The sequence below is a fragment of the Cupriavidus nantongensis genome (genome assembly GCF_041726985.1).
GTDB classification, from domain to species: Bacteria; Pseudomonadota; Gammaproteobacteria; order Burkholderiales; family Burkholderiaceae; genus Cupriavidus; species Cupriavidus nantongensis_A.
On record NZ_CP168303.1, the window covers coordinates 271,097 to 291,020 of the forward strand.

17 protein-coding genes are annotated in these 19,924 nt (G+C 69.7%); 11 read left to right on the forward strand and 6 right to left on the reverse strand.

Annotated elements, in window-relative coordinates; all coding sequences use genetic code 11:
- Positions 1 to 2: 2 nt before the first annotated feature.
- Both ACEI37_RS12295 and ACEI37_RS12300 read right to left on the reverse strand, forming a co-directional pair.
- Positions 3 to 2,009 (reverse strand): ATP-binding protein, encoded by a 2,007-nt coding sequence (locus tag ACEI37_RS12295; RefSeq protein ID WP_373379125.1) that lies wholly within the window; start codon positions 2,007 to 2,009, stop codon positions 3 to 5.
- A 70-nt stretch (positions 2,010 to 2,079) separates the two neighbouring features.
- Positions 2,080 to 3,381: a dicarboxylate/amino acid:cation symporter gene (locus ACEI37_RS12300; protein ID WP_115686669.1), complete on the reverse strand. Its 1,302-nt coding sequence runs from the start codon at positions 3,379 to 3,381 to the stop codon at positions 2,080 to 2,082.
- A gap of 390 nt (positions 3,382 to 3,771) precedes the next feature.
- Here ACEI37_RS12300 and ACEI37_RS12305 point away from each other — a divergent pair, with 390 nt between their 5' ends.
- From ACEI37_RS12305 to ACEI37_RS12325, 5 genes are all read left to right on the forward strand, one after another.
- On the forward strand, positions 3,772 to 4,092 hold the full coding sequence (locus ACEI37_RS12305) for a ferredoxin (protein WP_012351580.1): 321 nt from the start codon (positions 3,772 to 3,774) through the stop codon (positions 4,090 to 4,092).
- Between the two features lie 153 nt (positions 4,093 to 4,245).
- The gene (locus ACEI37_RS12310) at positions 4,246 to 4,887 is read left to right on the forward strand and encodes an alpha/beta hydrolase (protein ID WP_012351581.1); all 642 of its coding nucleotides are present in this window, start codon (positions 4,246 to 4,248) and stop codon (positions 4,885 to 4,887) included.
- Positions 4,888 to 4,951: 64 nt separating this feature from the next.
- Positions 4,952 to 6,151 (forward strand): D-alanyl-D-alanine carboxypeptidase family protein, encoded by a 1,200-nt coding sequence (locus tag ACEI37_RS12315; protein WP_111521800.1) that lies wholly within the window; start codon positions 4,952 to 4,954, stop codon positions 6,149 to 6,151.
- Positions 6,152 to 6,212: 61 nt separating this feature from the next.
- Complete coding sequence (locus ACEI37_RS12320; protein WP_252681914.1) at positions 6,213 to 6,521, forward strand: YbeD family protein; 309 nt, start codon at positions 6,213 to 6,215, stop codon at positions 6,519 to 6,521.
- 222 nt (positions 6,522 to 6,743) lie between these two features.
- Positions 6,744 to 7,940, forward strand: a complete 1,197-nt coding sequence (locus tag ACEI37_RS12325) for a class I SAM-dependent rRNA methyltransferase (protein WP_373379126.1) — start codon at positions 6,744 to 6,746, stop codon at positions 7,938 to 7,940.
- 196 nt (positions 7,941 to 8,136) lie between these two features.
- Here the strand turns inward: ACEI37_RS12325 and ACEI37_RS12330 are convergent, their stop codons facing one another.
- The 3 genes from ACEI37_RS12330 to ACEI37_RS12340 form a co-directional block, all read right to left on the reverse strand.
- Positions 8,137 to 10,245 carry an ATP-dependent helicase gene (locus ACEI37_RS12330; protein WP_373379127.1) on the reverse strand — a complete coding sequence of 703 codons (2,109 nt, stop codon included), beginning with the start codon at positions 10,243 to 10,245 and terminating at the stop codon, positions 8,137 to 8,139.
- Between the two features lie 173 nt (positions 10,246 to 10,418).
- Positions 10,419 to 10,952, reverse strand: a complete 534-nt coding sequence (locus tag ACEI37_RS12335; protein ID WP_116335989.1) for a TlpA disulfide reductase family protein — start codon at positions 10,950 to 10,952, stop codon at positions 10,419 to 10,421.
- Between the two features lie 133 nt (positions 10,953 to 11,085).
- Positions 11,086 to 11,589, reverse strand: coding sequence for a thioredoxin fold domain-containing protein (locus ACEI37_RS12340; protein ID WP_373379128.1), 504 nt, complete (start codon positions 11,587 to 11,589; stop codon positions 11,086 to 11,088).
- 141 nt (positions 11,590 to 11,730) lie between these two features.
- Here ACEI37_RS12340 and ACEI37_RS12345 point away from each other — a divergent pair, with 141 nt between their 5' ends.
- From ACEI37_RS12345 to ACEI37_RS12355, 3 genes are all read left to right on the forward strand, one after another.
- On the forward strand, positions 11,731 to 12,333 hold the full coding sequence (locus ACEI37_RS12345) for a hypothetical protein (RefSeq protein WP_373379129.1): 603 nt from the start codon (positions 11,731 to 11,733) through the stop codon (positions 12,331 to 12,333).
- Between the two features lie 81 nt (positions 12,334 to 12,414).
- The gene (locus tag ACEI37_RS12350; RefSeq protein WP_373379130.1) at positions 12,415 to 13,056 is read left to right on the forward strand and encodes a LysE family transporter; all 642 of its coding nucleotides are present in this window, start codon (positions 12,415 to 12,417) and stop codon (positions 13,054 to 13,056) included.
- Between the two features lie 77 nt (positions 13,057 to 13,133).
- Positions 13,134 to 13,319, forward strand: coding sequence for a hypothetical protein (locus ACEI37_RS12355; RefSeq protein ID WP_373379131.1), 186 nt, complete (start codon positions 13,134 to 13,136; stop codon positions 13,317 to 13,319).
- Here the strand turns inward: ACEI37_RS12355 and ACEI37_RS12360 are convergent.
- On the reverse strand, positions 13,301 to 14,023 hold the full coding sequence (locus tag ACEI37_RS12360) for a GntR family transcriptional regulator (protein ID WP_116294147.1): 723 nt from the start codon (positions 14,021 to 14,023) through the stop codon (positions 13,301 to 13,303). The two genes, ACEI37_RS12355 and ACEI37_RS12360, sit on opposite strands and share 19 nt — an antisense overlap.
- Positions 14,024 to 14,414: 391 nt before the next feature.
- Between ACEI37_RS12360 and ptsP the strand changes: the two genes are divergently transcribed.
- The 3 genes from ptsP to ACEI37_RS12375 all read left to right on the forward strand — a co-directional run bounded on the left by ptsP (position 14,415) and on the right by ACEI37_RS12375 (position 19,896).
- Positions 14,415 to 17,000 (forward strand): phosphoenolpyruvate--protein phosphotransferase, encoded by a 2,586-nt coding sequence (gene ptsP, locus ACEI37_RS12365; protein ID WP_373379132.1) that lies wholly within the window; start codon positions 14,415 to 14,417, stop codon positions 16,998 to 17,000.
- 52 nt (positions 17,001 to 17,052) lie between these two features.
- On the forward strand, positions 17,053 to 18,717 hold the full coding sequence (gene nagE / locus ACEI37_RS12370) for an N-acetylglucosamine-specific PTS transporter subunit IIBC (RefSeq protein WP_373379133.1): 1,665 nt from the start codon (positions 17,053 to 17,055) through the stop codon (positions 18,715 to 18,717).
- A gap of 114 nt (positions 18,718 to 18,831) precedes the next feature.
- The gene (locus ACEI37_RS12375; RefSeq protein WP_373379134.1) at positions 18,832 to 19,896 is read left to right on the forward strand and encodes a porin; all 1,065 of its coding nucleotides are present in this window, start codon (positions 18,832 to 18,834) and stop codon (positions 19,894 to 19,896) included.
- Positions 19,897 to 19,924 lie beyond the last annotated feature (28 nt).

A 19,924-nucleotide genomic window follows, 5' to 3' on the forward strand; every position in this document is an offset into this window, starting at 1 on the left:
ACTCATGGTGACGCGGAAACCGATGGCGCGGCATCGATGGCGGGCGCGCGCGCCAGCACCAGCGTGAATTGCGCGCCGCCGCCGGGGACGTTGGCGACGCTGAGCTGGCCGCCGAACTCGCGCACGATCGACGACGAGATCGCCAGCCCCAGCCCCAGCCCCTGGCCGGTTTCCTTGGTGGTGAAAAAGGGTTCGAACAGGCGCGGCAGCGCTTCCGGCGCGATGCCGGTCCCGTTGTCGCGCACGACGATGGTGACGGCGTGCTCGCCGGCCTGCACTTCCAGGTCGATGCGGCCGAGTTCCGGGGCGGCCGGCGCGGCAGCGGCGATGGCATCGAGCGCATTGCCGAGCAGGTTCAGCAGCACCTGCTCCAGCTTCAGTTCGTCGGCGCGCACGGCAAGGCCCGGCACTGCATCCAGGCCAGCGAGGTGGATCGTGACCGCGCCCAGCCGCGGTGCCAGCAGCGCCAGCACGTGGTCGACCGCCGCGCGCAGCGCCACCGGCCGCTGCACCGGGCGCGCCTTGCCGGCAAACAGCTTGAGCTGGCCGGTGATCTTGCCCATGCGCTCGGTCAGGTCGGCGATCGCCGTAAGGTTGCCCTCGGCCGCGGCCAGCTGGCCGCGCTCCAGCAGCACGCGGGTGTTGTCTGAGAACGTGCGCAACGCGGCCAGCGGCTGGTTCAGCTCATGCGTGATGCCGGCCGCCATCTGTCCCAGCGCGGCCAGCTTGCTGGCCTGCACCAGCTCGTCCTGGGCCGCGCGCAGTTCGCTTTCGGCGCGAGTGCGCTCGGCGACTTCGTCTTCCAGCTTTTCGTTGATCGCCATCAGGTCGGCGGTGCGGGCCTCGACGCGGCGTTCCAGCTGGTCATAGGCGGCCTCCAGCAAACGGCGGCTGTACTGCATGTCGCGCGCGCGCTGGCGGCGCTGGCGCCAGTTGACCAGCAGCAGGCAGATGCAGGCATAGGCCAGCGCCGCGGCCACGGTGGCGTTGCGGGCGTTGGCCAGCACCGGGTCCAGCGGCGCCATCACCTGCATGGTCCAGCCCGCCGGGCCCACGGTGCGGTTCAGTTCCAGGTAGCGGTCGGCGCGTTCGGCGCCGTCCGGCGCGAAGGTGGTGCGGCCGCCGGCGGCCTCGTCGCGCACGCGGACCAGGCGCGCGCCCTGCGGCAGCGTGGTGTCGGCCAGCCAGCGCGTGACCGGCGACGCCAGTGGCTCCAGCGGCAGCGGCGTGACCGCGCGACCATGGTACTGGCGGGTCCGCTCTAGTTCCGCGCGCAGCGCGGGCGGCAGCGGGCGCAGCGTGCGGTACTGCCATGCCGATACCGACGACAGGAAGATCACGCCGTGGTCGTCGCTGACCATCAGCGGCTCGGCGCCGCTGCCGGCGCGCTGGAACCACTCCAGGTTGAGCTTGACCACAGTCACGCCGATGACCTTGCCGTTGGCCTCGACCGGCTGCGCGATGTAGTAGCCGGGCTCGTCGCTGGTGATGCCGATGGCGTAGAAGCGCCCCATCTTGCCGCCCGCGGCGGTCTGGAAGTAGGGGCGGAAGCGGTAGTCGGTGCCGACGAAGCTGCCGGGCTGGCCGTGGTTGCTGGCCGCCAGCGCGATGCCGGTGGCAGCGATCACGTAGGTGGCCGACGCATGCGCGCGCCGGTTGACCTCGGCCAGGTACTGGTTGGCGGCGGCGACGCGCTGCGCGTCGTCAGGGGCGGCGAGCAGCCCGCGCACGAAGGGATGCAGCGACACCAGCGCGGGCAGGAACTCGTAGCGGTCGAGCGTGCTTTCGAGCGTGGCGGCGTAGCGGTCGGCGCGCGTCGCGGTGCCTTGCTGCAGGCTGGCCAGGCCGCGCTGGACCGAGACCAGCCAGGTCAGCGCGCACAGCAGCAGCAGGCCCGCGGCAAGGGCGACGGCAAAGCCCCACCAGCGCCCGCTGCCGGCCGCCGGCGCGTGCACCGGGCGGGTGGCGGCGGGATCATGCACGGCGAGAAAGTCGTCGGAATGTGGCATCGGCGCGCGAGGGTGTCGCGCCGATGATACCCGCTGGCGCGCCGCCGGGTCAGCAGCGCGCGCGGCGGGTTCAGGCGGCGCGCTGGCCGGCTTCGCCAAGCGCGTCGGCATCGTCGCCGGCACCGTGCTGCAGCACGCGCGCCAGGCGCTTGCGGTCGAGCTCGCGTTCCCACGCCGACACCACCACCGTGGCGACGCCGTTGCCGATGATGTTGGTCAGTGCGCGGCACTCGCTCATGAAGCGGTCGATGCCCAGGATCAGCACCATGCCCGCCACCGGGATGGTCGGCACCACCGCCAGCGTCGCCGCCAGCGTGATGAAGCCCGAGCCGGTCACGCCGCTGGCGCCCTTGGAGGTGATCATCGCCACCGCCAGGATGGTCAGCTGCTGCATCAGCGTCAGCTCGATGCCGGTGGCCTGCGCGATGAAGATCACCGCCATGGTCATGTAGATGTTGGTGCCATCCAGGTTGAACGAGTAGCCGGTCGGCACCACCAGGCCCACCACCGACTTGGAGCAGCCCAGCTTCTCCAGCTTTTCCATCATGTGCGGCAGCGCCGCCTCGGACGAGCTGGTGCCCAGCACGATCAGCAGTTCTTCCTTGATGTACGAGATAAAGCGCACGATGCTGAAGCCGGTCATGCGCGCAATCGTGCCCAGCACTACCAGCACGAACACGATGGCGGTGAAGTAGAAGGTGCCGATCAGCTTGAGCAGCGGCACCAGCGAGCCCAGGCCGTACTTGCCGATGGTGAACGCCATCGCTCCGAAGGCGCCGATCGGGGCCACCTTGGTGATCACGTGGACGATATGGAAGAACACCTTGGAGACCTGCTCGATCAACTGCACCACGATGCGGGCGCGCTCGCCCAGCACGGCCAGCGCGGCGCCGAAGAACAGCGACACCAGCAGGATCTGCAGGATGTCGCCGTTGGCGAAGGCGCTGAACACGGTGTCGGGGATGATGTGCATCAGGAACTCGACCGTGCTCTGGCCGTGCGCCTTTGACACGTACTGGGCGATGGCCTTGGTGTCGAGCGTGGCGGGATCGATGTTGAAGCCCACGCCCGGCTTGAGCAGGTGCGCGGCGCCCAGCCCGATCAGCAGCGCGAAGGTCGAAACCACCTCGAAGTACAGCAGCGCCTTGCCGCCGACGCGGCCGACCTTCTTCATGTCGCTCATGCCGGCGATGCCGGTGACCACGGTACAGAAGATGATCGGGCCGATGATCATCTTGATCAGCTTGATGAAGCCATCGCCCAGCGGTTTCATGGCGACGCCGGTGTCGGGCCAGAAGTGGCCGAGCAGGATGCCGATGCAGATGGCGAACAGGACCTGCACGTACAGGATCTTGTAGAAGGGTTTCCTCATGATGTCGTCCTCGGTGTTGACCGTACCCGGGCGGGTCCGCGCGGGCGCGCGCCGTCACGCTTGCGGCGCGTTCAGGGGCGGGAATTCGCAACCGGCATGCCAGTCCAACCGGTATTGCTAACTGCTTGTTTCACAAGGAAAGGCTGGCCGCGGGCGGGCGCCGGACCTCCGGGATTCCGGAATCCCGGACGGGGCGGCTCCGGCGATCCGGAATGGCGGGCGGGCACAGGGTGCGCGAGGCGCCACCTGGCAGGGCCCCGGGGTGGATGGCAGTGCGCGCAAAGCTGCCGCATATCGCGGCCCGCCGCTCGCAACGCCGTATAATTCCGAGCTTCCGTTCAATGCCGTCCGGGCCGTGCCGCCGTCCGGGGCCGTCTTCACACCGTACGCATGCGCAGCTACTACCAGCACCACGTCTTTTTCTGCCTGAACCAGCGCGAGGCCGGCGAGAACTGCTGCGCCAACTACAACGCCAAGGCCATGCAGGAATACGCCAAGAAGCGTTGCAAGGAACTGGGCATCGCCGGCGGCGAAGGCCGCGTGCGCATCAACAAGGCAGGCTGCCTGAACCGCTGTGAACTCGGCCCGGTGCTGGTGGTCTACCCCGAGGCCATCTGGTACACCTATGTCGACGAGCATGACATCGATGAAATCATCGACAGTCACCTGCTCAAGGGCAAGCCGGTCGAGCGGCTGATGGTGGATCGCTGATGGTGGACCGCTGAACGAGAACGAAGTCCGCGGCGCTGCCGATGCCGCAGCGCCGATGCCAGACCCCGCCGCCCGCACGCCGGACGGTTTTTTCATTTTTGCCCCGGGATTTCCGGGCCTGAGCCAGCCGGTTCATCGCCATCCTGACGCCCTATGAACGCGCATACCCAGGTACTTTCCATCGCCGGCCCCGTCGGCGCGATCGACGTGTCGGTGGACCTGCCGCAAGGCGAGCCCCGAGGCCTGGCGCTGGTGGCACATCCGCATCCGCTGTTCGGCGGCACCAAGGACAACAAGGTCGCGCAGACGCTGGCACGCGCCTTCGTGCAGCTGGGCTATGCCACCGTGCGCCCCAACTTCCGCGGCGTCGGCGCGACCGCCGGCGAGCATGACAACGGCATCGGCGAACAGGACGACCTGCTCGCGGTGGCGGCCTGGATGCGCCAGCAGACCGCGTGGTCGGCGCAGGCCGCGACGCTGCCGCTGGCGCTGGGCGGGTTCTCGTTCGGCAGCTTCGTCAGCACCCACGTGGCGCGCCGCCTGGCCGAGGCCGGCACGCCGGTGCAGCGCCTGGTGCTGGTCGGCACCGCCGCCAGCCGCTGGGAAGTCGCCCAGGTGCCGGCCGACACCATCGTGATCCATGGCGAACAGGATGACACCGTGCCGCTGGCCAGCGTTTTCGACTGGGCCCGCCCGCAGGAGCTGCCGGTGATCGTGATCCCCGGCGCCGACCATTTCTTTCACCGCAAGCTGCACCTGATCAAGCAGCTCGTCGTCAATGCGTGGGACCGGTAAGGCCGGCACGCCCGCCATCCCGGAATTTCCCGCGCCACCTTCTTACCGTCGGAAAAACAGAAACATGCTGAATCGAGCCACGACACGCCTTTCGTCCGCCTTTGCTCCCGCCGCCATCGCCGCCGCCATCGTGCTGGCTACCGCGCCCGCCGCCGTGCTGGCGCAGGGCGTGCCGATGCCGCAGGTCGCAGCCAAGTCGTGGATGCTGTATGACGTCACCAGCGGCCAGGCCCTGGCCTCGCAGAACGCCGATGCGCGCATCGAGCCGGCCTCGCTGACCAAGCTGATGACCGCCTACCTGGCGTTCGAGGCACTCAAGGAAAAGCGCCTGACGCTGGACCAGGCGGTGGTGCCGACCAACCTGGTGCTCAAGGTCAAAAGCGACGAGTCGCGCATGTTCATCGAGCCCAACAAGCCGGTCACGGTGCAGGACCTGCTGCTGGGCCTGATCGTGCAGTCGGGCAACGACGCCGCGCTGGCGCTGGCCGAAGCCGTCGGTGGCTCGGAAGAGGGCTTCGTCGCGATGATGAACCGCGAGGCCCAGCGCATGGGCATGAAGAACACCCACTTCACCAATACCGACGGCATCCCCGATCCCAACCACTACACCACCGCGGTCGACCTGGCGACGCTGACCACGCGCCTGATCAAGGACTTCCCCGAGTACTACAGCATGTACTCGCAGAAGGAGTTCACCTATAACAAGATCAGGCAGCCCAACCGCAACCGCCTGCTGTACATCGACTCGACCGTCGACGGCGTCAAGACCGGCCATACCAAGTCCGCCGGCTATTGCCTGATCTCGTCGGCCAAGCGGCCGCTGGCCAACGTGCCGGACGGCTCGCGCCGCCTGATCTCGATCGTGATCGGCACCACCACCGAACAGGTGCGCACCCAGGAAAGCCTGAAGATCCTCAACTACGGCTTCCAGTTCTTCGACACGCTGCGCCTGTACGACAAGGGCCAGGTGCTGGCCACGCCGGACATCTACAAGGGCAAGAGCGGCACGGTCAAGATCGGCGTCCAGAACGAGACCTTCGTCACCGTGCCCAAGGGCACCGGCGGGCGCCTGAAGCCGGTGCTGGAGCGCCAGGAACTGCTGATCGCGCCGATCTCGGCGGGCCAGCAGGTGGGCATGGTCAAGCTGATGGACGGCACCAACAAGGTGGCCGAATTCCCGGTGGTGGCGCTGGAAGAGGTGCCCGAGGCCGGCTTCTTCGGCCGCCTGTGGGACACCATCCGCCTGTGGTTCAAGCGCAAGTGACCTGAATGCGCGCGAGCCGGTGCGCCCCGCGGCGCGCCGGCCCTGCGCCGGAGAATCCGAGATGACGACCGACAACCAAGGCAGCGGCAACAAGCCCGGCGCGATCCCGCCGGAACAGTCGCTGATCGAATACCCGAGCCATTTCCCGATCAAGGTGATGGGCGCGATGCAGGACGGCTTTGCCGAAGCCATCGTCGCGCTGGTGCAGGAGTTCGACCCGGACTTCCACGCCGGCAAGATGGAAATGCGCCCGTCGAGCAAGGGCAACTACCTGGGCCTGACCGTGACGGTGTGGGTCACCAGCCGCGAGCAGCTGGACGACCTGTACCGGGCGCTGACTTCGCATCCGATGGTGAAGGTGGTGCTGTAACGCAGGCTGCTGTAAGCCTTTCTATCCCGATTGTTTGCTCCCCTCTCCCGCTTGCGGGAGAGGGGCGGGGGTGAGGGCAGGCGTTGGCAATGTCGACGCCCGTCACTGCGTTGATGCTCCCGCCCTCACCCCCAACCCCTCTCCCGCGCGCGGGAGAGGGGAGCCACTCCCGCAGCGTGTAAAGCGCAACGGGGCGCGGCATGCTTCCTTCCCCATACCAACATGAACACCATCACCCTGAAACCCGGCAAGGAAAAATCCCTGCTGCGCCGCCACCCGTGGATCTATGCCACAGGCATCGCCACCACCGAAGGCCGCTGCGAGCCGGGCGCCACCGTGATCGTGCGCGCCGCCGACGGCCGCTTCCTGGCCAAGGCCGCCTACAGCCCCGAATCGCAGATCCGCGCGCGCGTGTGGACCTTCGACGAGAACGAGCCGGTCGACCACGCGCTGTTCAAGCGCCGCGTGGCCGCGGCCATTGCCTACCGGCGCCAGTGGGTGCAAGACAGCGACGCGGTGCGGCTGATCTTCGGCGAATCGGACCGGCTGCCCGGCCTGATCGTCGACTACTACGGCAACGGCGCAGCGGGCCAGCTGGTGTGCCAGTTCAACTCGGCGGGGGTCGAGCACTGGAAGACCGCGATCGTGCAGGCGCTGGTCAAGGAGACCGGCTGCCCCAACGTCTATGAGCGCTCCGACGCCGCGGTGCGCCAGCGCGAAGGGCTGGAACTGGTGACCGGTGTGCTCGCCGGCGCAGAGCCCGATCCGGCGCTGTCGGTCACCGAGCACGGCGTGCGTTATTACGTCGACGTGCGCAACGGACACAAGACCGGCTTCTATGTCGACCAGCGCGACAACCGCAAGCTGGTCGGCGATCTCGCCGAAGGGCGCGAGGTGCTGAACTGCTTCTGCTATACCGGCGGCTTCTCGCTGGCCGCGCTGCGTGGCGGGGCCAAAGCGGTGACGTCGATCGATTCGTCGGGCGAGGCGCTGAAGATCGCCGCGGGCAACGTGACGCTGAACGGCTTCGATCCCGAGCGCGCGGCCTGGCTCGACGCTGACGTGTTCAAGACGCTGCGCGAATTCCGCGCCGAGGGCCGCCAGTTCGACCTGATCGTGCTGGACCCGCCCAAGTTCGCGCCGTCGGCGCAGCATATCGACCGCGCCGCGCGCGCATACAAGGAAATCAACCTGGTCGGCACGCAACTGCTGCGCCCGGGCGGGCTGCTGTTCACGTACTCATGCTCCGGGGCGATCAGCATGGAGCTGTTCCAGAAGATCGTCGCCGGCGCGGTGACCGATGCGCGGGCGGATGCGCGCATCCTGCGCAGGCTGTCGGCGGGCACGGATCATCCGATGCTGGCGGCGTTTCCGGAAGGAGAGTACCTGAAGGGGTTGCTGCTGGAGAAGGTGGCCTGAGCAGAAGACTAATGAGCGGTGAGGGCCTTAGGCCGACTGCTTGTTTTCTCCCCTCTCCCGCTTGCGGGAGAGGGGCGGGGGAGAGGGCAGGAGCCCCCACGAAGTGAGGCGCCTCATGCTTGCCACACGCCGGCCCTCTCCCCCAACCCCTCTCCCGCGCGCGGGAGAGGGGAGCACAGCGCGGGGGCGTTGAACCTCACCGCCACATATTCCGCATCCGCCCAGCCAGGTCCACCGGCGCCAACGCGGGCTTGACCGGCCCTTCCCCCGGCATCGGCGGCGGTGGCCACGAACGGCTGTAGAAGTTGGGCATCACCTTGTTCGGCAAAAACCGCGTGCGCGACGCATACACATGCCGGTCGCCGTAGCCCACCTGCTGGTGCACATAGAACCGCTGCGGCACGATGACGTCGAGATGGTCCTTGGCCCGCGTCATCGCCACATACAGCAGCCGCCGCTCTTCCTCGATCTCTTCGGTGGTGCCCGTGGCCAGGTCGCTCGGCATGCAGCCGTCGACGGCATTCAGTACATAGACCGCCTTCCACTCCTGGCCCTTGGCCGAATGGATGGTCGACAGGATCAGGTAGTCCTCGTCGCGAGAGGGCACGCCGGATTCATCGCTGGAGGCGCTGGGCGGGTCCAGCGTCAGCTCGGTCAGGAAGCGCTCGCGCGCGCCATAGGTGGCGGCGATGCGCTCCAGTTGCTGCAGGTCGGCCTGGCGCGCGGCGGCATCGTCGTGCAGGCGTTCGAGGTGCGGCGCGTACCAGGCCAGCACCTGCTCGAATTCCGACGGCCACGGCGAGGTCGGCGCCATCAGCGCGCGCGCCAGCCCCAGCAGGTCGGCCCACGCGGGCGCGGCGGCCGGCGGCGGTTCGAATTCCTGCAGCGAGAACAGCGGCTCGGTCGTCAGCGCCATGGCATCGAGCACGCGTGCCGCGGTCTTGGGGCCGATGCCCGGCAGCAGCTGCAGCGTGCGGAAGCCGGCCATGCGGTCGCGCGGGTTCTCCAGCCAGCGCACCACCGCCAGCACATCCTTGACGTGGGTCGATTCCAGGAACTTGAGGCCGCCGAACTTCACGAACGGGATATTGCGCCGCGCCAGCTCGATCTCCACCTGCGCGCTGTGGTCGGCGGCGCGGAACAGCACCGCCTGCGCCATCAGCGCCAGGCCGGCCTCGCGCCGCGCCAGCACCTGCTCGACCACGAAACGGGCCTGGTCGGCCTCGTCGTTGACCACGATCACGCCGGGTTTCTCGGCTGACTGGCGCTCGGACCACAGGTCCTTGGTATAGCGCTCGGCAGCGAGGCCGATCACCGCGTTGGCGGCCTGCAGGATCGGCTGGGTCGAGCGGTAGTTCTGCGACAGCGTGACCTGCTGCGCCGGTGGCGTGAACCGCGCGGGGAAATCGAGGATATTGCGCACGGTGGCGCCGCGGAAGGCGTAGATCGACTGGGCGTCGTCGCCGACCACGGTCAGGCCGCGGCCATCGGGCCGCAATCCCAGCAGGATCGACGCCTGCAGCGCGTTGGTGTCCTGGTATTCGTCGACCAGGATATGGTCGAAGCGCGCGCCCATGTCCTGCGCGATGGTGGGCTCGGCCATGGCCTGGGCCCAGTACAGCAGCAGGTCGTCGTAATCGAGCACGTGCTGCTTCTGCTTGGCCTCGACATAACCGGCGAACAGTGTGCGCAGCGCGTCGGCCCACATCGCATAGCGGGGGAACTGCTGCCTGAGCACGTCTTCCAGCGGTGCCTGGGTGTTGACCACGCGCGAATAGATAGACAGGCAGGTTTCCTTCTTCGGGAAGCGGCTGGCGGTCTCGGACTGCCCCAGGTCGTGGCGCACCACGTGCATCAGGTCGGCGGAATCGCCGCGGTCGCTGATGGTGAAGGCGGGGGACAGGCCCAGGGTCTCGGCATATTCGCGCAGCAGCCGCGCGCCGATGGCGTGGAAGGTGCCGGACCACTGCAGCGCCGCGCGCCCCGCGCCGGTGCTGGTGCCGAGCGCCTGGTCGACGATGCGCTCGACGCGCCGGCCCATCTCGGCGGCGGCGCGCCGCGAGAACGTCAGCAGCAGGATGCGGCGCGGATCGGCGCCGCCCAGCACCAGGTGCGCGACCCGGTGCGCCAGCGTATTGGTCTTGCCCGAGCCGGCGCCGGCGATGATCAGCAACGGTGCCTCGCTGCCGTGCTCGACCGCGGCGCGCTGCTCCGGGTTGAGCCGGGACAGGTAGGTGGGGAGCGCTGCGGTGTCAGGTGCGGCAGCATCGGGGGCTGCGGCGGCGGGGGCAAGGTCCAGGGTCACGGGCGGGGGCGATCGAAAGGCTGAGGAAAGGCCGGGGAAGGGCTGGGCAAAGGCTGGCGCCAACTGTATATCCATACAGCCCGCCCGCGCAACCCGCCGCGCGCAGGATCGCGTCAGGAAAGAAAAAAAGGTGCTCGATGAGCACCTTTTGTCGTCTGTTCGCAGCGCGGAAGTTACGCGGACTTTGCCAGCGCGCCGTCGAGCAGCTTGTGCAGCGCGTCCCACTCGGGCTCGCCGACGTAGCGCTTCAGGATGCGGCCTTCCTTGTCGATCACGAAGGTGGTCGGCGTCAGGCCCACGTTGCCGAAGGCCTTGGCCGCGCTGCCGTCGCTGTCCATCGCCACCTTGAACGGCAGCCCGCGCGTCTTGGCGAAGTTCATCACGTACATGGGCGGGTCGTAGTTCATCGCCACCGCGACGAATTCCAGCCCCTTGCCCTTGAACTGTTCGTAGGTCTTGACCATGTCCGGCATCTCCTTGATGCAGGTGGCGCAGCTGGTGGCCCAGAAGTTGACCAGGTAGACCTTGCCCTTGAGGTCGGCGGTGCTGACCTTTTCGCCGGACAGCAGCGTGAAGGTGGCGGCCGGCGCGGTACCGGATGGCGACAGCGCGCGGTAGCCGAACCAGCCCAGCAGCGCCAGCACCACCACGGCGGCGACGATGGGCCAGGGCTTGCGGGAGGTCTTGGAGGCGGGGGTAGTGGTCATGGGAATCCGGCTGGAGCCGTTTCGTTAGGGCACGGAGGACCGGGCAGGGCGGTCAGCAGTGGGACATTCTAATGCGGCAGGCGTTCGCGTGCTGTGCGGTACCGCCTTGCGGTGATGCGCTGGAACCCTTGCGTCACTTGCGCGCGGCGACCGCGGCGCGCGCCTGCGCCAGCGCCTGTTCCAGGTAGGCGCCGTAGAAGTCGGGCTGCATGCCGCGCAGCGGGCTGGCGGCGGCGCGGCCCTGGCGGTCCAGGAACAGCACCGTCGGCGCCACCCTGATCTGGTGCGCGCGGGCCCAGGCGCGCGCGGTGGTGTGGCTGCCGTCGGCATCGCGCAGCGGGGTGTCGGCGGTCATGTCGAGTTCGCGCACGGCGATCTCGCCGGCGGCCGCCTGCGGGCCCAGGTAATTGCGGCGCACCGCGTCGCAATAGCCGCAGCCCGGCATCGACACCAGCACCACCAGCGGCTCGCCCCGGCGCGCGGCGTCGGCGCCGTGGGCGGCGAGGTCAGTGGCCGGCGGCAGGTGCGGCGGGCTGGCGGCGGACACGCCGGCCATGGCCGCCAGCAGCGCGCCCGCGGCCAGCCAGTGCAGACGGGTGCTGGCGGCAGCAGTTCGGGCGAGGCGGGAGGCAGGCATGGCGGTTCGCGGGGCGGCACAGGTGGGACAGGCGGCGCGGCAAGCACTGGCGCGCGGCTTCCGGGATAATACCGGCTTCCGCGCGCCGGCGATCGCGCCCGCGCGCGCCGTCCCGAGCCTGTGCTTCCGCCCCGTTTTCCCATGCGTCCCCTGCCGCCCCCGCCGAGCCCTGCTGCCGCGCCCCGCTGGTCCCTGACATGCTGCGCCGCGCTGCTTGCGCTGGCCCTGTGCGCCTGTTCGCCGCGCTATGACTGGCGCACCATCCAGTCGGGCGAGGGCGGCTACGCCGCGCTCTATCCCGGCAAGCCCACCAGCGCCGCGCGCGACGTGATCATTGCCGGGCGCAAGCTGCCGATGACGATGGAGGCCGCGCGCGTCGACGACACGCTCTTCGCTGTCGGCGTGGTGACCCTGCCAGCAGACGACGAAGCGCTGCGGCGCGAGGCCCTGGCGGCGATGCAGGCCGGCCTGCTGGCCAACCTGGGCACGCTGTCGGGCGAGCCGCGCACGCGGCCGGTCACCATCATGAGCGCGGACCGGCCGGGCCGCCCGCTGGCCGGACTGGAGCTGCAGGCCAGCGGCGTGTCGCCGCAGGACCAGTCGCCGCGCCGGCTCAGCGCGCGCCTGGTGGCGGTGGGCACGCGCGCCTTCCAGGCCGTGGTATTGGAATCTGGCGAGGCCGCGCGCGACGCGCGCCAGGGCGAGCAGGTGGAGCAGTTCCTGGGCGGGTTCCACCCGCTCTGAGGCGCCGCGGCGCCGCAATGAATCACAGGTGCCGGCGCGCAGTGCGCCGCCCGGCATGGTTGCCGTCAAAGGAGAATCGAAATGCGTTGGGAAGTCTGGTTGGCCTATTTCGCCGCGTGCTGGGTGATCGCGGTGTCGCCGGGGTCGGGTGCGGTGCTGTCGATGAGCCATGGCCTGTCGTACGGGCTGCGCCGGACCACCACCACCATCTTCGGCCTGCAGGCCGGGCTGGTGATCGTGCTGCTGGTGGCCGGCGGCGGCCTGGGCGCGCTGTTGCTGGCCTCGGAGCAGGCCTTCCTGGTGGTCAAGACCATCGGCGCGCTGTACCTGATCTATCTCGGCATCCAGCAATGGCGTGCGCGGGTGGACGCCAGTGCCGCGCAGGACGGCGGCCCCGTGCGGGTGGCCGTGATGAGCCGGCGCCGGCGCTTTGCCACCGGCCTGCTGACCAACGTGACCAATCCCAAGGGCATCATCTTCATGGTCGCGGTGCTGCCGCAGTTCATCGACCCGAACCGGCCGCTGGCGCTGCAACTGGCGATCCTGGCGGCCACCATGTGCTGCGTCGACCTGGTGGTGATGCATGGCTACGCGCTGCTGGCGTCGCGCATGCAGGGGCTGTTCCGCAATGCGCGCGCGGTGCTGTGGCAGAACCGGTTTTTCGGCAGCGTGCTGATGGCGGTGGGCGCGGCACTGTTCTTCGTGCGCCGCCAGCACGCCTGACCGGCGCCGGATCCGCACTAGCGCGGGCGGGCGGGGTTTGCTTCAATGAGGAGGAAGCCCCGCCACGGAGACCCCGCATGCCCGCCTTGCTGAACTCCATCGCCGGTGTGCGCCTGCAGCCGCGCCATACCGTGCCCCCGGCGGACGAGCCGCCATCGCCGGGCGTGCCCCCCGACCTGCCGCTGCCGCCAGAAGAAGACCCGCCCCCGCCGCCGGTGGAGCCGCCCGTGGCCGCCGCCGGTCGCTATTGCTTCAGTTCGTAGAAATCGTTCAGGCAGTAGGCGTCGGTCAGTTCGACCGGCTTGTCGCCATGGGTGTAGCCGGTGCGGCGGATATGCAGCAGCGGCTCGCCCGGCTCGATGCCCAGGCGCGCGGCCAGTTCCGCGGTGGCGACGACCGCGCGCAGCGTCTCGGTGACGCGCAGCACCGGCTTGCCGATCCGCTCCAGGTAAGCGTAAAGCGATTCGCCGATAGCGCTGGCGTCGGGCAGCACGGCCAGCGCCAGCGTGGTCACATCCATCCAGTAGATCTGCCCGTCGGCCTTGCGCAGCCGTGTCAGCCTGACGATCTCGTCGCCCTCGGGCAGGGCCAGTTCCGCGCATTCCTGCGCGGTGGCGCGGCGCCGCTCGAATCCCACCAGCTCGCTCGCCGGCGTCATGCCGCGCCGGCGCGCCAGCTCGCTGAAGTTGTCCAGGCGCGCCGTCCTGGGCTCGGCGCGCGGGGCGATAAAGGTGCCCGCGCCGCGGTTGCGCGTGATGGTGCCTTCGTCGGCCAGCACCTGCAGCGCATGCCGCGCGGTGACGCGCGAAATCCCCAGCGAATCGACCAGCGTGCGCTCTGACGGCAGCGCATCGCCCACCCGCCATTGCCCCGCCTGGATGGCGGCGGTGAGCTTGCGCGCCACCTGCAGGTAGATCGGCGTGGCGTCCGCCTCGTCCGGCTTGAGAGCCTGCAGCCGTTGATCCATGCGACTCCTCGTAGGTACCAAAACTTGGTGCCGATGATACCACTTTAGGACATCTTCCGGCCTCTCGCGGAAATCGGGCGTAGAAGGTGATGCGGCCGTCATGCGCAGGATCTCCCTCAATTGGTATTGCAGAGGTCGCGCCAATGAGGAAGCCTCGCGCCGCCATCGGCATTCCAGAAAATGCCGAAATGCAAGCGGGTTATGTGCTCAATCAAACTTTGGTGCGAGGTCGGCGTGTGATACTGCGGTCGCGTGCTCTATGCATACCAATTTAATACATCTTAATCATAGTGGTTTACACTGGTATGTTTGTTGTCTTGAGCCGTTTATCTTTCCCCTGACTCTGGCGCCGCCGCATTCCGCACTGGCCGCCGCGCACCCTGGAAGCAGAATGGCTGAGACGAGCGAAACCCTGTTGCTGCTGGCGCCGTTGCGCGGCGTGCTGCTGCCGCTTGCGGCGGTGCCCGATCCCGTCTTCGCCGAGGGCTTGTTCGGCGAGGGCGTGGCCATCGATCCGTTAGGCGATACCCTAGTGGCCCCTTGCGACGGCGTGGTGCTGCACCTGGCGGCGACCGGGCATGCGCTGACGCTGCAGGCGCCGTGCGGCGCGCAGGTGCTGCTGCATGTCGGTATCGACACCGTGTCGCTGCGCGGCGACGGTTTTACGCCGTGCGTGGCGCAGGGGACCGCGGTGCGCCAGGGCGACCCGTTGATCCGCTTCGATGCCGACCGCGTGGCGCGGCAGGCACGCAGCCTGGTGACGGTGATGGCGGTTGCCAACGGCAATGCCTTCGCCGTTGCCGACCGCACCGACGCCGGCCTGGCCGAGGCGGGCCGCACCGTGGTGCTGCAGGTGCGGGTGGCAGGCGCAGTGGGCGCGGCGCCAGCTGCAACGCCGGCTCCGCAAGCCGATGTCGCCGATGTCACCCACGCGGCGGCCACGCGGCGGCGCACGGTCACGCTGGCCTGTGCCGGCGGCCTGCATGCGCGGCCGGCCGCACGCGCGCGCGCGGCCATGCAAGGGCTGGATGCCACGGTGACGCTGCACTATGGCGGTCGCCAGGCCAGCCTGGCGAGCCTGGTGGCGCTGCTGGCGCTGTCCGCCGACGAAGGCGCCACGGTGGAACTGGCCGCCAGCGGGCGCGATGCCGACGCCGCGCTGGATGCGGTGGCGCGCGAGCTGCAGCGCACCGATGCCGGCGAAGCGCACGCCGTGTTCCCCGTAGGCGCGGCGCCGGTTGCGCCGGGCGGAGAACTGCCACCTGGCTGCATCGCCGGCGTGGCCGCTGCGCCGGGCCTCGCCATCGGCCCGTTGCACTGGTGGCGCGACACGGCGCCGGATCCGGACCAGGCCGGCCAGGGCGTGGACGCAGAGCGCGCCGCCCTGCGTGCCGCGCTGGTTGCGGTCGATGCCCAACTGGCGCACGACAGCGCGGCCGCCGAGGCGCGCCGGGCCCCCGCCGAGGCCGGCATTTTCGCCATGCACCGCGCGCTGCTGGAAGACCCGGCGCTGCGGCAGGCGGCCGCTGCCCTGATCGATGCCGGCAAGAGTGCGGGCTTTGCCTGGCGCGAAGCCACCCGCGCCGAAGCCGCGACGCTGTCCGCCATGGTCGACCGCCGCGCCGCCGACCGTGCCGCCGACGTGCTCGACCTCGGCAAGCGCGTGCTGCGCGCGCTGGCGGGGAGCCATGGCGCTGTCCATGCAGCGGCCGGCGTACCCCTTGCGGACGGCGCGCAATCCGTGGTGCTCGCTGCCGACGAATTCACCCCATCCGACCTGACCGGGCTGGACCGCAACCGCGTGGCCGCGCTGGTGATGGTGCGCGGCGGCCCCACCGCGCACGCCGCCATCATGGCGCGCCAGCTCGGCATCCCGTGCCTGGTGGCGCTCGGCGGTGCGCTGGAGCAGTGGCCGGATGGCACGCCGGTCATCGCCGACGGCGACAATGCGCGCCTGTATGCCGACCCCGATGCCGACCTGCTGGCCGCCGCCGCCAGCACGGTCGCGCTGCGCGCGCAGCAGCGCCAGGCCGACCTGCGCGCCGCACACACCGCGGCCTGCACGCGCGATGGCGTGCGCATCGAAGTGGCGGCCAATATCGGCAGCGTCGACGACGCCCGCCATGCCGTCGCACAAGGCGCCGACGCGGTGGGCCTGCTGCGCACCGAGCTGCTGTTCCTGCACGGCGCCGCCGCGCCCACGGTCGGGGACCACACCGCCCGCTGCCAGGCCATCGCCGACGCGCTGGACGGCCGCAGCGCGATCGTGCGCACGCTGGATATCGGCGCCGACAAGGACGCCGCCTGGCTGCGCCTGCCCCCCGAGGACAACCCCGCGCTGGGCCTGCGCGGGGTGCGCCTGGCGCAAGCCTGCCCGCAACTGCTGGACGACCAGCTGCGCGGCCTGCTGGCAGTGCGGGCGCAGGCGCGGCTGCGCATCCTGCTACCGATGGTCAGCGAGGTCGGCGAACTGCTGCACTGGCGCACGCGCATCCGCGCGCTGGCCGCTGAAGCCGGTGCCGATGCCGGCATCGAGGTCGGCGTGATGATCGAAGTGCCGGCCGCCGCGCTGCTCGCCGAGCAACTGGCCGCGCACGCCGACTTTTTTTCGATCGGCACCAACGACCTGACCCAGTACACGCTGGCCATGGACCGCTGCCAGCCCGCACTGGCGGCGCGCATGGACGCGCTGCATCCCGCGGTGCTGCGCCTGATTGCCGCCACCACCGAGGGCGCGGCGCGCCACGGGCGCTGGGTCGGCGTATGCGGCGCGCTCGCGGGCGATGCGCTGGCGGTGCCGGTGCTGCTGGGGCTGGGCGTGACCGAGCTGTCGGTCGACGCCGGACTGGTGCCGGCTACCAAGGCGCGGGTGCGCACGCTCTCGCACGCCGACTGCCGGCAACGCGCGCCCGAACTGCTGCAGCTGGCGTCGGCCGCAGCGGTGCGCGAGGCGTGTCGCCGCTACTGGCCGGCGTGAGCGCCGCGCCTGACCCACGCGCCATGCGCGCACCGCTTCGAGGAGACCGTCAATGAAGATCGATTTATTGCCCAGGGTGCAACGCCTGGGCGCCACGCTGATGCTGCCGATCGCCGTGCTGCCGGTGGCTGGCCTGCTGCTGCGCCTGGGGCAGCCCGACGTGTTCGGCATCACGGTGATGGCCGAGGCCGGCAACGCCGTCTTTGCCAACCTCGCGCTACTGTTCGCCATCGGCGTGGCAGTGGGCTTTGCCCGCGACAACAATGGCGCCGCGGCGCTGGCCGGCGCGATCGGCTACCTGGTGCTGACCACGGTGATGAAGACCGTCGACAAGTCGCTCGACATGGGCGTGCTGGCCGGCATCGTCGCCGGCGCGGTCGCAGGCGGGCTCTACAACCGCTACCGCGGCGTCACCTTGCCGCCCTATCTGGGCTTCTTTGCCGGCAAGCGCTTCGTGCCCATCGTCACCGCGCTGGCCTGCCTGCTGCTGGGCATCATGCTGGCCTTTGCCTGGGCGCCGGTGCAGGCCGGCATCAACGTGGCCGGGGCCTGGCTGACCACCGCGGGCTCGGCCGGCGCGTTCGTGTTCGGGCTGCTGAACCGGCTGCTGCTGGTGACCGGCCTGCACCACCTGATCAATACGCTGGCGTGGTTCGTGTTCGGCAACTATGCCGACTCCGCCACCGGCGCGATGGTAGCTGGCGACTTGCACCGCTACTTTGCCGGCGATCCCGGCGCGGGCCTGTTCATGACCGGCTTCTTCCCGGTGATGATGTTCGGGCTGCCCGCGGCCTGCCTGGCAATGTACCACGAGACCCCGCGGCCGCGGCGCGCACTGGTGGGCGGCATGCTGTTCTCGATGGCGCTGACCTCGTTCCTGACCGGCATCACCGAGCCGATCGAATTCAGCTTCATGTTTCTGGCGCCGGTGCTTTACGGCCTGCACGCGCTGATGACCGGCCTGTCGATGGCGCTGTGCCACCTGCTCGGCATCCGGCTGGGCTTCACCTTCTCGGCGGGCGCGATCGACTACGTGCTGGGCTATGGCCTGTCCAGCCGCGGCTGGCTGGCACTGCCGCTGGGGTTGGCTTACGCGCTGGTCTATTACGGCCTGTTCCGCGTCGTTATCCGCCGCTTCAACCTGCCGACGCCAGGCCGCGACGACGCCGCGCCCGTGGCGCCCACCGGCGACGCCGCGCAGCCTGCCGCGGGCAGCGTGGCGCAACGCTATGTCGAGGCGCTCGGCGGGGCCGCCAACCTGGTCGTGGTCGATGCCTGCACCACGCGGCTGCGGCTGAGCGTGGCCGATATTGGCGCAGTGTCCGAGCCGCGGCTCAAGGCGCTGGGCGTGCGCGGCGTGCTCAAGCGCGCGCCCAACGTGGTGCAGGTGGTGCTCGGCCCGCAAGCCGAGCAGGTCGCGGGCGAGATCCGCGCGGCGCTGCAGCAGGCCGTGCCGGATCCGGCCGTGGCCGGCAGCTTCGATCCCGACTGGTGGATCGACGCCCTTGGCGGCCCTGCCAATATCGCCGCCGTCAGCGTGGTGGCGCTGACGCGGCTGCGCGTGGTGGTGCGCGAGCGCGCCCGGGCGCAGGCCGCTCGCCTGGCCGGCAGCCCGCTGATGTGGACCAGCGACGACACCGCGCATATCGCCTTCGGCCATGCGGCAGACAGCTACGAGGCCGCGCTCCGGCGTGCCCTGCAAGCCCGGCCCGACTGACCCCCGCCGCCGCAGCCGCGCTGCGGTCGATCCTGCCACCGGCCAGCAAGCGACAGCGGCAGCCATGACTGCCGTGCCGGTGGAGTCCGATTGCCTATCCAGGAGCCATTGATCGTGAAACGCATTGCATTGACGACGCTGCTCGCGGCGTCGGCCGGCAGCGCCTGCGCGCAGGCCGCCGGCACCGGCATCACACTGTATGGCCGCGCCGTGGCCGGCCTCGACTATGTCAACGGCATCGCCCGCCCCGGCGGCGATGCCGACACCCTGCGCTTCGGCAGCAACCAGTACGGCGTCAGCTTCTGGGGCCTGCGCGGCGCCGAGGACCTGGGCGGCGGCCTGCGCGGCGTGTTCAATCTGGAGGGCATGGTCAGCTCCGGCACCGGACGCTCCGATCCGCTGTTCGGGCGCCGTGCGCAGGTGGGGCTGGCCGGCAACGACTGGGGTGCGCTGCTGCTGGGCCGCGCCATGAGCCTGACCGACGATGAAAGCGGCGCGCTCGACCCGATGGGCCTGCAGGCCAGTTCGATCGCCACGCTGGTCTATGGCCGCAACTGGGGCTCGCGCCCCAATGCCGTGACCTATAACTCGCCCACCTGGGGCGGGCTGAGCGTGCGCGCGCAGGCGGGCAGCGACGGCGTGGCGGGCAGCTTCAACCGCGGCAGGCAACTGAGCGCGGCGGTCAAATACACGCAGGGCAACCTCAGCCTGGCCGGCATCTACGAAGAACTGCGCGACGCCCAGGGCCGCATGGACAACCTCTACGTCAACTCGCGCCAGTACACGCTGGGCGGCAGCTATGCGCTCAACGACCTGCGCCTGTTTGCCGGCTACAACCTGAGCGTGTCGTCGGACGGCACCGTGGCCACGCCGGAGAACCCGTATGCCGCCACGCGCAGCCAGATGGCATGGGTAGGCGCCAACTATCGCGCGCTGCCGGCGCTGACGCTGCTGTCCGGTATCTACTACGCCACCCTGAACCGGGGCGGCGGGCATGGCACGCTGGTCACACTGGGCGCAAAGTATGACTTGTCGAAGCGCACCTCGCTGTACGGCACAGTTGCCTCGGTATTCAACTCGCACAACGCCACGTTTTCTGTGGAGGCCTCGCCCGACACCATGCCGCGCGCGGGGGCGAACCAGCAGGGTGCCTATGCCGGCATCATCCACCTGTTCTGACGGTGGCCGGGTGCGGCAGCCGATGATT